Source organism: Vibrio agarivorans (assembly GCF_030409635.1).
Lineage (GTDB): Bacteria > Pseudomonadota > Gammaproteobacteria > Enterobacterales > Vibrionaceae > Vibrio > Vibrio agarivorans.
Map to the genome: position 1 here is coordinate 794,199 of NZ_JAUFQF010000001.1, position 14,223 is coordinate 808,421.

Annotated in this window: 11 protein-coding genes and 2 pseudogenes; 5 read left to right on the plus strand and 8 right to left on the minus strand. The window is 43.2% G+C overall.

Going from position 1 to position 14,223, the window contains the following annotated elements:
- Positions 1-377: 377 nt before the first annotated feature.
- The 7 genes from QWZ05_RS03375 to kduD all read right to left on the minus strand — a co-directional run bounded on the left by QWZ05_RS03375 (position 378) and on the right by kduD (position 8,332).
- Positions 378-2,381 carry a heparinase II/III domain-containing protein gene (locus QWZ05_RS03375; protein WP_290296525.1) on the minus strand — a complete coding sequence of 668 codons (2,004 nt, stop codon included), beginning with the start codon at positions 2,379-2,381 and terminating at the stop codon, positions 378-380.
- Between the two features lie 17 nt (positions 2,382-2,398).
- A complete protein-coding gene (gene uxaC, locus QWZ05_RS03380; RefSeq protein ID WP_290296527.1) occupies positions 2,399-3,820 on the minus strand; it encodes a glucuronate isomerase in 1,422 nt (473 codons plus the stop codon).
- A 109-nt stretch (positions 3,821-3,929) separates the two neighbouring features.
- On the minus strand, positions 3,930-5,696 hold the full coding sequence (locus tag QWZ05_RS03385) for a sodium:solute symporter family protein (RefSeq protein ID WP_290296529.1): 1,767 nt from the start codon (positions 5,694-5,696) through the stop codon (positions 3,930-3,932).
- Positions 5,697-5,999: 303 nt separating this feature from the next.
- Positions 6,000-6,635, minus strand: a complete 636-nt coding sequence (locus tag QWZ05_RS03390; RefSeq protein ID WP_290296531.1) for an RpiB/LacA/LacB family sugar-phosphate isomerase — start codon at positions 6,633-6,635, stop codon at positions 6,000-6,002.
- 51 nt (positions 6,636-6,686) lie between these two features.
- A complete protein-coding gene (locus QWZ05_RS03395; protein WP_290296534.1) occupies positions 6,687-7,007 on the minus strand; it encodes a cupin domain-containing protein in 321 nt (106 codons plus the stop codon).
- Complete coding sequence (locus tag QWZ05_RS03400; RefSeq protein WP_290296536.1) at positions 6,977-7,540, minus strand: YgjV family protein; 564 nt, start codon at positions 7,538-7,540, stop codon at positions 6,977-6,979. The genes QWZ05_RS03395 and QWZ05_RS03400 overlap by 31 nt, the downstream gene beginning before the upstream one ends.
- Before the next feature lie 30 nt (positions 7,541-7,570).
- Complete coding sequence (gene kduD, locus QWZ05_RS03405) at positions 7,571-8,332, minus strand: 2-dehydro-3-deoxy-D-gluconate 5-dehydrogenase KduD (protein WP_290296537.1); 762 nt, start codon at positions 8,330-8,332, stop codon at positions 7,571-7,573.
- Positions 8,333-8,587: 255 nt separating this feature from the next.
- On the opposite strand from kduD, the gene kdgR reads away from it, so the two are divergent.
- The 4 genes and pseudogenes from kdgR to QWZ05_RS03425 form a co-directional block, all read left to right on the plus strand.
- The gene (kdgR, locus tag QWZ05_RS03410; RefSeq protein ID WP_290296539.1) at positions 8,588-9,373 is read left to right on the plus strand and encodes a DNA-binding transcriptional regulator KdgR; all 786 of its coding nucleotides are present in this window, start codon (positions 8,588-8,590) and stop codon (positions 9,371-9,373) included.
- Positions 9,374-9,460: 87 nt separating this feature from the next.
- On the plus strand, positions 9,461-11,329 hold the full coding sequence (locus QWZ05_RS03415; protein WP_290296541.1) for a DUF294 nucleotidyltransferase-like domain-containing protein: 1,869 nt from the start codon (positions 9,461-9,463) through the stop codon (positions 11,327-11,329).
- A gap of 2 nt (positions 11,330-11,331) precedes the next feature.
- Complete coding sequence (locus tag QWZ05_RS03420) at positions 11,332-12,042, plus strand: exonuclease domain-containing protein (protein ID WP_290296543.1); 711 nt, start codon at positions 11,332-11,334, stop codon at positions 12,040-12,042.
- Positions 12,043-12,103: 61 nt separating this feature from the next.
- Positions 12,104-12,763, plus strand: a pseudogene (locus tag QWZ05_RS03425) (IS630 family transposase); the annotation flags it as partial.
- 55 nt (positions 12,764-12,818) lie between these two features.
- On the opposite strand, the gene QWZ05_RS03430 reads toward QWZ05_RS03425, so the two are convergent.
- Positions 12,819-13,739, minus strand: coding sequence for an IS5 family transposase (locus tag QWZ05_RS03430; protein ID WP_290296545.1), 921 nt, complete (start codon positions 13,737-13,739; stop codon positions 12,819-12,821).
- A gap of 79 nt (positions 13,740-13,818) precedes the next feature.
- Between QWZ05_RS03430 and QWZ05_RS03435 the strand changes: the two are divergent.
- Positions 13,819-13,971, plus strand: a pseudogene (locus QWZ05_RS03435) (IS630 family transposase); the annotation flags it as partial.
- Between the last annotated feature and the right edge of the window lie 252 nt (positions 13,972-14,223).

The following is a 14,223-nucleotide window of genomic DNA, read 5'->3' on the forward strand; positions in this document are numbered from 1 at the left end:
ACCGAGCGCTTTGCGTTTCAGACATTTTGTCTTTGTTTTTTCTGCATCTTTTCTAGATAGTCAAGACGCTTGATTGAAAGCCTTCCAAACAAAGGTAGTTTGCCACTGAGAAGCTCAATGTAACATTGAAAAGTAAGGTAACGCGCCCGCTATAGTTTGAGAGACTGTGTGTCGATGGCTCAACTCCTTCAGGCTGAGAAGTAACTTAATACTAAATCAGCCTAAACGCATACCTAACGTCAGAAGTGCAACTACAGTAAGTGCTTCCACTAATAAGTTATAGATTCAGGACCACCAAAATTGACAAACATGAAAGCACTAACGAACTTCAGGAAAAACTTGTCTGCAGAGTTTCACCTAGTCTTCGGTAATAAACTCTAAGTTCTCGCCACCAAGTGACAATCAGACAATGTATATTCGAAACGTTGTTCTCTTTCATTCCTTAAAATACAAACTTTGATAGTATCCCCTACCCAATTAGCACTCTTAAGTAAGGTCATCTGCTTCGAGCTCAAGTCATGTAAGACGACTGCTCTTAGCTTTGTGCTATTCGAACGGATCAGAGAATATGCAAGGTCCGAGGTTGCTGGATTATCTGGCGCATACCCAGTCAACACATCTACATCACCATCAGTGATCACATGCTGAAGATAGTCCGCTTGCCCTTCAATCTTATAGCCTTGTGTAAAGCTGCGTTGAGCTTCAACTAAGTGTGTCTCCATCATGCGGGCTAATGCACCGTCAAGAGGGTTATCAATGGCAACACGCTGTTCATTATCTTTATGCTTGCCACGGACATGATAAGTCAAATCCAACTTCTGCCGGTGAGGGTTATCTATCACATTGAGCTCAAGTGCTAAATCGCCAAACCACAGCATAGTGCGACGGAACGCAACCTCTTTGTATGCTGCAGAATCCCACTGAACAATGGTATGGCTATCGACCGATGCTTCAGGTTGCGACCAATCAGCGAGTGTATCCACCAAGGTAAAATCATCTCCTTGTTGATAGCTCAACAACGTTGGATCGATCGGTGGTTGGTTTTGCTGGTTCACAACCAACGTATTGTGTGTCGCGGTATTCTTGTAGTAGCCGTAATGCAGCTCAGCACCGTAACCTGTCGTACCCAAGTCAGGCAGGATCTCTTGACCATCACGAGTTAAAATAAGCCCTAGGCGATCGTAATGATCGTGCTCACCACCATATGGGGCGTGTTTAAGCAGCATGGCATTATTGCGAGCTTTGTCGATCTCAATCGTGATACCCACTTCTGGGCAATGGGTTGACTGGCATTTAAGTGGCTGCGCATGAGGCAACTCATCGACACCATAAAGCAGCGCATCGATATTGTCTCGACTGATATTTTGATAAATGCTTGCTAGCGCACTTGCAAACTCATCACAAGGATGCTGCTTGTAGGCGAATTCGAACAAATGTGCATGAGTCAGCTTCTCTTGTCCTGCGATGCAGTCATTCAAGCGTGGGAAATCCCCTGTGTTAAGTACCAGCTGTAGCGGGTACTTCATCATCTTCAGATAATTAGGATTCGATGCCACTGAGTATGGCGTGTTACACGCCATTTTTTCGAAGTTTTGTAACGCTTGCAGTGCGTAGTAGTGGTAGTGAATAGAGCCCTCAAACCACATGCCATCGCCAATAGCGCCATGGTTAAGTTGGTAGTGAATTCCGTAATCTGTGTTTAGGGCAAAATCTAAATACTGTTGCTCATCCAAAATCAAACCGATCACACCAATGGTCGCATTGATCTTCATTTCATGGTTATGCAGCTGGTCGGTACGGTGTTCAATAAGGAAATCTGCACCTTCACGCAACAGACATACCTCGATTTTTTCTTGCTCTTCTGCTGTGAGTGCTGATTTGATGAAATCGTACCCACGAGCGAGATCGATATGGCAATTAGCCTCACACAGCGTCTGAGCATTGGCTTTACCCGGGCCATTGTAAGGAATGCCGCCATGCACTTCATAATCAGGGTAGTAAGTGGCGTAAGCTAACAGGATCTCACGAACTCTTTCGAGATAAACAGGTTCATCGGTCAAGTGCCAAAGCAGACCAAGGTCATAACACGCTTTTGCGTTAAGACCATTCAACCAGCGCCACCAAGCGCCGTCATACGGCTCTCCAGTGAACTCTTTACCATCCACCGGGCAGCAATGAGATTCTGGTTTGTCTCTATCCCAAGTCAAACGCACGCCGTGCTCAGGGCAGAAGTAATAAAGGTTCCACGTCGCTCGCCCATCAACAGGAACCAGCACGTCGTTGTTTAGGACAACTTCATTATTTTTTATGAGTGCTTCAATGGTTGAGCGGCTTGCTTTTTGTTTAATCGCCGCCATTTCTTGGGCTGTAAACTGTAACATCTTGATTAACTCCCTAATTAGGCGATTTGATTGAAGTTGAAATAGCGCTCTGCATTTTTGTAGCAGATGTTCTCAATGGTTTGCTTGAGTAGGGTCTCATCGTGCGGGATCTCACCCTCTTCCACCCATTTGGCCAACAAATTGCACAGCACTCGACGGAAATACTCATGGCGACTGAATGAGAAGACATTGCGTGAATCTGTCAGCATGCCGACGAAACGGCCCAACGCACCCAAGTTTTTCAGCGTAGTCAATTGGGCTTCCATGCCATCCTTGTGATCGTTAAACCACCAAGCTGCGCCAAATTGGATTTTACCCGCAGAGCCATCGCTATCTTGGAACGCACCTGCCATACAGCTTAAGATGGCATTATGATTCGGATTTAAGTTGTAAAGAACCGTATTAGGTAGTGCCTCTTGCTCATCCAGGGCACTCAATAACTGAGCTAAATTCTCTGCAATCAGGCGATCATTGATAACACTGAAACCCGTACCGCCACCTAAGGCTTGCTTACGACGTTCATTAACATTAACTAGCACACCGATGTGGACTTGCATGCTCCAATCATATTTGTGATAACAACGACCTAACTCGATAAATAAGCGGGTTTTAAGTTGGGTAACTTCGTGCTCAGTCAGAGACTCATCTTGTAACGCTTTGAAAAAAAGTCGTTCTGCTTCTTGTTCATTACACGCGGCAAAGTCTACGGTGGTTAGACCTAAATCAGACAAGCGACAACCTAAGCGGTGGAAGTTTTCTATACGTGCTTCAATAGCTGTAACAAAGTTTTTAAATGTTGTTGCAGGTATTGTCGTTAAGGTATGCAATCTATCGATCAACTCATTGAGTGCTCGTGAGTTGTTGAAAACAAACAACTCATCAGCACGAAATGTCGGCAACACTTGAACATCAAAATCTGATTCAGCCAAAGCAGCATGGTACTGCAAATGACTCAATGGTGAATCTGTTGTGCATAGAGTCTTAACCTTTAAGCTTTTTAATACTTCACGAGTGCTATTTCGCCCTTGCTCAAGCTGTGCATTACATTGCTGCCAAATTTCTTTGCAATTATCTGGGTTTAACAACAAATCACAGTTAAAGAACCGCTTCAACTCTAAATGCGACCATTGATAAAGCGGGTTACCCAATAAGTAAGGCATCGACTCACACCACTGAGCAAATTTATCATTGTCCGGGGCATTACCAGTAATAAAGTGCTCATTGATGCCATTGCTACGCATTGCTCGCCAAACATAGTGGTCACTGTGTAACCAAGCTTCTGAGAGATTTGCATGCTGAGTATCTTGCCAAATATCTTTTGCATCCAAATGATTGTGATAGTCAATAATTGGCAGATCTGCAGCGTATGTATGAAACAGCTTCTGTGCTAAGTCAGAGGTCAGTAAGAAGTTGTCGTGAATATAACTTTTTTGTTCCATTATGCGTTTCTCGAGAGTACTTAGGCAGGCGTTGATCTCGCCTGACTAATCACTCTATTTGATACTAAGGCCACCCAAAACTGAGTGGCCAATTCATATTTAATAGTGGTTAGCTTTGAGCTTGTGTTTTAAGCTTAGAGGTCACATTAGCACTCTTAAGAAGCAGAGCTCCAACGGTTAGAACAACACCGCCACAGAAAACAAAGGCCATACGTCCCCAGAATGGATTAGGAATAAGAACCATAGCCATAACCAGAGCACCGAAGACAAGAATCAAACGGCCCAGCATACTGCGTTGTTGACGGTCGAACTCATCTTGACCTTCTTCTTCAATAACTGGAGTCGCAACATCTGTCCAAAACTCAGTAATCTCTTCAGCACGCTCTCCTTGTGGCTCTTTGTAGAACTTCGTTGTTAGACAGAAGAAACCACCAGTAATAAACAAGTGGCCAATAATGCCGTTCATTACAAGAAGATCTGATGCCTCACGAGAAGTAAATCCACCTTCCAGGCCAATCATATTTGCAATAGCATCTGGAGTTATAACGAAACTCACTAAGTAAGAAACACCGATACCAACAACTAACGTTGCCCAAGCAGCCCAATCCGGTGTTTTCTTAATAAACATGCCAAAGAATAGTGGAACAAGGATAGGCATCTGTAGGAGAGTACTTACGAACATCATTGCATCGAACAGGCTCAAATCACGTAGTGAGTTGATGAACAACGCTACCATAATGATAAGTACACCAAATACTGAAGTAACCAGTTGACTCACACGCATCAATTTTTTCTCTGATGCGTTTTTGTTGATGATCGGGCTATAGAAGTTGCGAACAAAAACACCGGCGTTACGGTTCAGGCCAGAGTCCATCGATGACATCGTAGCTGCAAAAACAGCAGACATAAGTAGACCTACCATACCTACTGGCATCGCACGCTCTACAAACACGAGATATACCGCATCAGCTGCTTTACCACCCAAAGCGTCTGCGTGCGCAGAGATTGCGTCTGGGTAAATGATTGCTGATACCCAAGGTGGCGCAAACCAAATAGCAGGACCAATTAACATAAGAGCAAATGCTAATAGTGCCGCCTTACGCGCATTAACAGAATCTTTAGCAGTTAGGAATCGGTAAGAATCCTGCATGTTATTGATATTTTGAAGCTGCTTAACAAACATGAAGATGAACCATGCAACAAACAGCAACGGATAATTCATCTCTGGTCCCATGATCGAATCGGCTGGGAACTGCTCAATAAGGTTGCTTGGACCACCAATTTTTACGATAGCAGCAACTGCACACACTACCGTAACTGCCATAATCACAACCATCTGAACGAAGTCTGAAGCAACAACGCCCCACGAACCACCAATAACAGAGATGAATAGAACAATAAGACCAGTCACCACGATGGTCAGTTCGATATCAATCTTAAATACTGCGCTCACAAATAGTGCTAGACCGTTTAACCAAATACCTGTGTACACGATACTGGTTGGCATCGTTGCCCAGGTAAACACCTGTTCATTTGTCGCACCAAATCGGCGACGCACACCTTCAACTGGAGTGACTACACGCATTTGGCGGAAGCGGTATGAGAAAAACAACCAAGAAAGTAGGAAGCCAAACGCATTCGCTACAAAGATGGTCATTATTGGAAAGCCGTCCGTGAAAGCTTTACCCGCGGCACCAGTAAACGTCCATGCACTGAACTGCGTCATGAATGCTGTTGCACCCACCATCCACCAAAGCATCTTACCGCCACCACGGAAGTAGTCGCTAGTAGAGTTTCCAGCAAAACGTTTGAATATCAATCCAACCGCGATCATGAAAACAAAGTAGACTCCAACTACGAGTATATCTATGTTCATTGTTTTACCTCAGGCGTATTTAAAATAATAGTTAGGTTTTTACAAACCAATGGTTCAATAATAATTTTACAGTACAAAAATACCATCCACTGACACATAAAATGTGACCAATGAAACGATGCTTTACATATTTCTGTTTGAATTTTTAGCTTACATGACTGATGCACTTACCAAGCATCTAGTGGAGTTTAGGCGCAAAAAAAGCACCAACCTAAAAGGAAGGTGCAAATCAGTTTCCCAATAAACTGTAGAGCCAAACCTCGTAGCAATAAAGCCATTTACACTGCTACAAGGTGTTGTAAATTAGTCGATTAGTGACTTAACATACTCTGCAATTTCTGCTACTTGACAGTTAGCGAAGAAACATTCTTGGAATTGTGCACTACCAACCGCTTGCTTAACTAGCTCTTGATCGATTGCTTGTAGAGAAGCAACAACATCTTTACATACACCAGCTTTTACTTCATTTAGGATCTTGGCGTTAGCTTGCTGAGGAACAACACGCTCAACTGGGTACCCTTCTCCACGATTGCCAGTAAATGCTTTTTCGAAGATGTAACGAACGTTTAGTTCACCAGCCCAACCAAAGCCTTTAGCGAAAGCTAGAGAAAGTGCGTTACCGTTATTGATTTGGTTGAATAGGAATGCATCAGATGCCTCTAGGCAGTAACCACAAACAACACCAGGGTGAAGGTTGCTTGCCATTAATGCACCTTGACCAGTACCACAACCTGTTACGATAAAGTCAACAGCTTTAGAGTTAAGTAGAAGACTAGCCTGGATACCAAGGTGGATGTACGTTAGATGATGATCGTTCTCATCAGTCATACCAACGTTAAATACTTCATGGCCTAAACCACCAGCAACTGTATTTAGCTCAGCTGCAACCATAGCATTCTTAGCTGCTTGGCTGTTTTCCATAGTTAGTGCAATTTTCATTTGATACTCCTGCAGTTTCCTGCAATTAGTTAATTCTTAAAGTGTAAAATTTTAAACAAAGTCTTTACGCATTGGCGTAAAGTTGTCGATCAGAATACCCGCTTCTAGGCAAACGCAACCATGTTCAATGTTTGGTTCTTTGTACATTGTATCGCCGGCTTCAACGACTTTTGTTTCATCACCAATAGTGAATTCAAACTTACCCGACAATACATAAGTCAATTGCTCATGCGGGTGGCTGTGCATAGCGCCAATTGCGCCTGATTCAAAATGCACTTCTACAGCCATCATGTTGTCGTTATGAGCTAATACTTTGCGTGAAATACCCTCACCCAAGTCTTCTAGTTTGATGTTTTTGTTGTATACAAACATGGTTCAATATTCTCTAATTGCTGAGCTGTCGCTTGCGCTTTTTTCTGATCAATAATCAATCGGAATGTGGTACTCAAATTAACGCTAATCAGCATCATTTCAAGTAGAGTACCGCCAATAGATCCTACAATAATGTTATTGATCAACCAGCAGCATGCGCCAACTAAAAAGCCTATTCTCATCTTAATACCGTTGAGACAGAACACACTATACGTGCCTATCGCGGTACCCAATAACGGCCAAATGTCGTGGTAGGACTCGATTAGGTAAAATCCACCAACCGCGCTCAAAGCGATAAATCCAAAGGCTACAACTAGTGACGATACATAAATCGCTGTCGCTGTTCTCAAAACTGATAAAGCGGAGCTGGCAACAGATACTAATGAGCCTAATAGGAAATAGTGAATAAGGTGGTTAATGTGGAATACCATCATCAGGATCTTCAGTTTACGATCATCCTTTTGACAAAAAGTCGCCACACCCAACGCTAGGCTAACAAAACCCAATATTTGAGCGATGACCACACTCTCCATAACCACCTCTTACAAACTTCTTAAGAAGGATTAACGTGACAACCAACCGCCATCAACCGCTACCGTGTAACCATTGATGTAGTTTGATGCACTTGATGCTAGGAATACACATGGGCCCGCTAGATCTTCTGGTGTTCCCCAACGTGCCGCAGGAATACGGTCTACAATCTCTTTATTACGTTGCTCATCTGCGCGCAATGCAGCTGTGTTATTAGTTGCCATGTAACCTGGTGCGATCGCATTGACGTTAATACCATGGCTTGCCCACTCGTTCGCCATTAGGCGAGTTACACCCATTACACCACTCTTAGAAGCTGTGTAAGAAGGTACGCGAATACCACCTTGGAATGAAAGCATAGATGCGATATTGATGATCTTGCCACCTTCACCCTGAGCAATCATTTGCTTCGCAACTGCTTGAGACATGAAGAACACAGACTTAACATTGATGTTCATTACGTCATCCCAGTCTTGCTCAGAGAAATCAATTGCATCGTTACGACGAATGATACCGGCATTGTTAACAAGAACATCGATACGGCCCAGTTCAGTCACCGCCTGGTCAACAATTGATGGAATGTCATCAAGCTTCATTAGGTTTGCACGGATATCGATAAACTTGCGACCTGTTTCTTTCATTTTTTCAATGGTTTCAGTTGGCTCTACAATGTTCACGCCAACAATGTCACAACCTGCATTGGCTAGACCTAGCGCCATGCCTTGACCAAGACCAGTGTCACAACCAGTAACAATCGCAACTTTACCTTCTAGATTAAATGAATCAAGAATCATGTTCGTTCCTTTAAAAGCTAATATTTCGTGTTTGCTTATGATGGCAACCCATCCCATGAAACGAACTATATATTTTTTAAAACTGCATTTCAATTATTTATAAAACACCTTTTCATTTTGTTGATCAAGATCTCTCTTTTGTCCGACAAGAGCGGGATGGGTTTCAAATTTTTGAAAACCTTTTTTAAAATACGTGGAAGCGTGTTAGCTGATGGGTATAATGCCAACATCGCGAATTTGAATAATGGTAATTTAATGGAAAAGTCTACGCAGCCAGAAGCCGTTTCATCGGTTCTTAAGGTATTCAACATTCTGCAAGCCCTTGGTGAGCAAAAGGAAATTGGTGTATCTGAACTGTCTCAGCGCCTGATGATGTCTAAAGCAACGACCTACCGTTTTCTGCAAACAATGAAAACGTTAGGTTATGTCACACAGGAAGGCGAAGCAGACAAATACTCTCTCACCCTGAAACTATTTGAGCTCGGCGCTAAATCTTTAGAGTATGTCGATCTGATTGAACTGGCAGATAAAGAAATGAAAGTCATTTCGGAGCTAACAAATGAGACCGTTCACCTAGGTTCACTTGATGAAGACTCTATCATTTATATCCACAAAATAGATTCAAACTATAGCCTTCGTATGCATTCACGAGTGGGTCGTCGTAACCCTCTTTATACTACGGCTATTGGTAAAGTACTACTTGCAGAACGAGAAGACTCTTTTGTAAGAAATACTTTATCTCGTATTGAGTTTGTAAAGAGTACTGATCGCACTCATGAAAATGCGGAGCAGCTAATCGCCGAGCTGAAATTGGTTAAAGAGCAGCACTTCGGTGAAGACAACGAAGAGCAAGAGCCTGGATTAAGATGTCTGGCTGCACCTGTCTATGACCGTTTTGGTACGGTTATAGCGGGAGTTTCCATTTCATTTCCTACAATTCGTTTCGATGAAAAGCGTATGTCTTATTACATCGATCTTCTTCATAAAGCAGGCCGCAACATCTCTGAGCAATTAGGATACAAAAACTATCCTGTTCAATAAGATGAACTATTTGTAAGAGCAGCATTCTTTGCTGCTTTTTTTGAAACCAAACCTATTAGTGAAACAGTGTTTTATTTTGGAGTATGTATGGGCTCTTCTATCACCCCCAATGTTCGCGACTTTCTCACAAGACTAGATCCATTTGATAAACTTCCCTTGTCATTAGTCGAATCCCTGTCAAACTCCGTGGTGGTAAAATACCTAGCAAAGGATGAAGTGATCACATTCAGTGCCCTATGTAAAAAACGTTATCTGTATATTGTTAGAACGGGTGCGATAGAACAGAGGAGTCGCGATGGTTCACTTCGGGCGCGCTTAGGCATTGACGACCAGTTTGGTTTTACCTTTCTTGATCCGTTAGAAAATGCCGAAGATGGATACGAAGCACAAGCCATTGAAGATTCTCTTCTCTATCTACTACCTCACCATGAACTAACAAGAATCTGTCAACAACATCCAGAGTTTGCCGACTATTTTGCTTCTCAAGCAACTACTCGCCTATCTTCGGCTGTGAAGCATGCGGTACGAAAAGAAGATAAAGGACTATTCTTTCGCCAAATCAGTGAGGTAGCGAGTAAGAACATTGCAATTGTAGATCACACCAATTCAATAAAGTCAGTCGCCAAAATAATGTGTGGAGATCAAAGAAGTTCTTGTGCTGTTGTCATGCACGACGAGGATATTGTTGGAATGGTCACAGATCGCGACATGACAAGAAGTGTTGTAGCACAAGAAATATCGACCGATTTACCTATATCCAGTGTTATGAACGCCAAGCCCATTTTGGTCAATAGCGAAGATAAGGTGATACAAGCTATCTCGCTGATGCTTCAATATAACGTTCGTTGTTTACCGGTTGTCAAAAAGGGTAAAGTGTCAGGACTTCTTACCACCACCCATCTTGTACATAACCATAAAACACAGTCGCTATTTCTGATAGAAAAAATCAAGTATGCCGACTCCATAGACGCCCTATCAGCTCTAAGAGAAGAAAAACAGACGATATTCCAAGCGCTGGTTGAAAGTGGCATTAGCGCTGAGATCCAAGGGCAAGTCATGTCCATGATTATGGATGCTTTTACACGCCGAATCATTCAGCTTACAGAAAAGTCACTAGGTGATCCTCCTTGCGAGTACGCATGGCTAGTCGCTGGCTCCCATGCTCGTAATGAAGTCCATATGCTATCAGATCAAGACAGTGCAATCGTCATATCTGATGACGTGAAAGAGCATAACTATCATTACTTTAACTACCTCGCAATGAAGGTCTGTAATGGACTTGCAGCGTGCGGTTACCCCCTTTGTGACGGAAAATATATGGCGGCAAACAAAAAGTGGTGCCAACCTGTTTCTCGCTGGAAGGAGTACTATCACAAATGGGTACTGAGCCCTGAGTACAACAAGTTGCTAAGCGTCAGCGTATTCTTGGAAGTTCGAGCTATCCATGGTAATGCTGAATTTATTGATACTGTTCAATCACATATGCATGATTGCATTCAAAAGAACCCTCGTTTCATTCCAGCACTCACTCGAGATGCTATAGAGACTCAACCGCCACTTGGTATCTTTAATAGTCTTGTCCTAGAAAAAGGGGGGAAGAACAGCAACACTCTCAATATAAAAAAGTATGCGCTCAACCTAATCATTGATCTTGCGCGTATTTTCAGCTTAGCCGCAGGTGGCTCTTTAACTGGAACGGAAGAGCGTTTTCGTTATGCTGCCAAGCATGGCACAATGTCATTAGACACATGCGAAAACATCATTGGCGCATTTCGCTTTATCACTCACGTTCGTTTTCGCCACCAGCTCAATGCCATTTTGAATGGCAAAACACCAGATAATCACATTGCACCTGACCAGTTCAGCAGTTTTGAGCGCAAACACCTCAAGGAAGCATTTAAAATCATTAGCGAGCTACAGGACGTAGCCAAACTTCGTTTTGTAAAAGGCAGTTAATCATGTTCAATCGTTGGTTCGGAAAGTCCTCTACACAGTGTCAAGAGGCATTAAGACAATCTATCGCACCCAACTCGTCATACAGTTTTGCGTTAGATAACTATCTACGCCACCCACAGCCCTCCCTTTCTGAGGACCTAATTAGCCAACAATTTGTCGCACTAGACTTTGAAATGACCGGGCTTGAAGCTGAGCGTGACAAAATACTCTCTATCGGGCTCGTCCACTTAAATTGCAATGAAATCAATCTATGCAGTAGCCATGAAATTTATCTCGACCACGGAGACTATGTTAAAAAAGAAAGTGCCGAGATAAATGAAATTGTTCCACAACAATTAGTCAATGCTACTGAGCCCACTGCGGCACTTGACGAACTGCTAACGCATTTAAAAGGTAAAATCGTTGTCGCCCACAGTGCATGTATTGAGCGTAGCTTTCTCAATGCGCAAGTAAAAGCGGCCTATGGATTAGAGTGTCTACCTTGCCATTTTGTTGACACTCTACAGCTGGAAAAAAAATACAGCTATGCTGGCTTGTCCAAGAGTCATCAAAGCTATCAACTCAACGACCTTCGTCGTCACTATAATTTACCTGACTACTACGCTCACTCAGCGGCAAGCGATGCTTTCGCTTGTGCCGAATTATTTCTCGTGCAACTAAGTAAGTTAAAACTGAAGTTTGAGAGCAAAATTTCTGACGTCATCATCGGCTAACTATACCCGTGATCATTGAAGATGCTTGATTTTTCCTTAAAGCAGGATCATGCTACGCACCATGAAAATAATACTGACTCCTCAACAGAAACAACAACTCGAAGAGATGCACGATTCAACTCGTGATGGTCGAGTGCGTGACCGCATAAAAGCGGTTTTACTCGCGTCTGAAGGGTGGAGTCAGACGATGATTTCTCAAGCTCTTCGTATTCACGAATCGACGGTCGCTCGTCACCTCAGTGATTATGTTCTCTCTGAAAAACTTAAGCCTGAAAATGGTGGTAGCCAGAGCCGACTTTCTGCTAAGCAAACTATGCAGCTTATCGAACATCTGGCAGAGAAAACGTACTTCCATACCCACCAAATTGTTGGTTATGTACAAGCTGAGTTTGGTATCCGTTATACCGTTGCTGGCATGAACAAGTGGCTGCATCACCACGGCTTCTCATATAAGAAGCCGAAAGGTGTACCGCACAAGTTTAATCCAGAGATGCAGCAAGCCTTTATCGTATATTACAACGAGACGCTAAGAAAGAGCGAAGACCCTGTGTTGTTCATGGATGCCGTTCATCCTACACAGTCAACAAAACTGAGTTATGGCTGGATACGCAAGGGCCAAGACAAAGTGATTGAGACAACAGGCAGTCGAACTCGTCTTAATATTATCGGTGCGTTACCGCTTCAAAATATTGGCGCAACGGTGACAGACACGTATGACACGAGGCTTTGTTGCGTAATTCGGACAGGAAACCAAACCGCCTGAAATTGAGTAATTCCTATACAACATACTGAGTTTCAGGCACACCAAGCCCTGTAAGCTTGTTCAGCGCTTTAATCATCGCGTAAGTCTCGCCAACCTGAGCATTGTAACTTCTTAAGCTTAATTTCCCACCTAGTAGCTGTTTTACTCGGTACATTGCTGTCTCTGATAGCGAGCGCTTATGATAGCCATACCGCTTTTTCCACTTCTTGTTGGAGCCGTAGAGCTTTTGGCAACCTACCGCTAAGTTACGAGGATGCCCTTGTTCCCAGAAGGCTGCTCCCTCTCTTGGCGGGATGAGCGCAACAGCTCGCTTGATCCGTATGGCATCATGGCAATTCCTTGTGTCATAAGCACCATCGCCTGATATCTCAATGATTTTACGACGTGTCTGCTTAAGCAAGTTGGGAAGTATTTCGGCATCGGTTACGTTAGATAAGCTCAGCTCTGCTGCGACTATTTCGTGGGTGCTAGTATCTACTGCGATATGCAGCTTACGCCAAACCCTACGCTTCCCGTCAGTACCATGCTTCTTGACCTTCCATTCACCTTCGCCATAAACCTTGAGACCTGTTGCATCAATGGCTAGGTGTTGTATCGCACCTCTGGTTTTAGTTTTAAATGAAACCTCAACTTCCTTAGCTCGACGGCTTATACAGGTGTAGTGCGGACAAACTAGCGGGGTGTTAGCCAGCTTAAATACCGAGTCTAGAAATCCTTGCAGTGCTCTCAACGGCATAGAGAATATGCGTTTCACCATCAGTGCCGTGGTAATGGCTAAGTCGCTGAATTGGCGAGGTCTGCCGCGCTTGCCTTGTTTGTTTTGCTTCCACTCAGCTATCGCTTCCTCATCAATCCAAAAGGTCAGAGAACCACGGTTTATTAAAGCTTTGTTGTACTGCGTCCAGTTAGTTGTTTTGTAACGAGGTTTAGGCATGAGGCTACGACGATTAATGGGTGTAGCCGATCAGATCGTAGCTTCTTGATTTAGTTCCATCGATTTAAGCAACAAAGCCCATGTGAGGAACAATATTTACTTCTCCTCCAAGCTAGAATTTACTTCAGCCATCAAAGAGTTTTTCGATGTAACGCTACCAGAAGTTGCAGGATCACTAGCATCCAGAATTACGGACAATTTTCAGATTTTGAAACCTGCATCTTCAAGTTGAACGGGTATATAAATCTAACTTTGAGCCATGCAACTCACATTGCATGGCTTTTCTATACTTTCATATCAACACTTCCTGCCATCACTCTCATATGATTTGTAAACGGTCCAGATTCACAGAAATGAGAAGTCAATATCAAAGTTACCAGTAACGTTATATCGATGTAGAATCTAACAGGCGTTTGAGCAATCTATATATCACCCACTCACAACACCATTAAGTAATACAATAACCTCAAAATTAAAAGAAAAA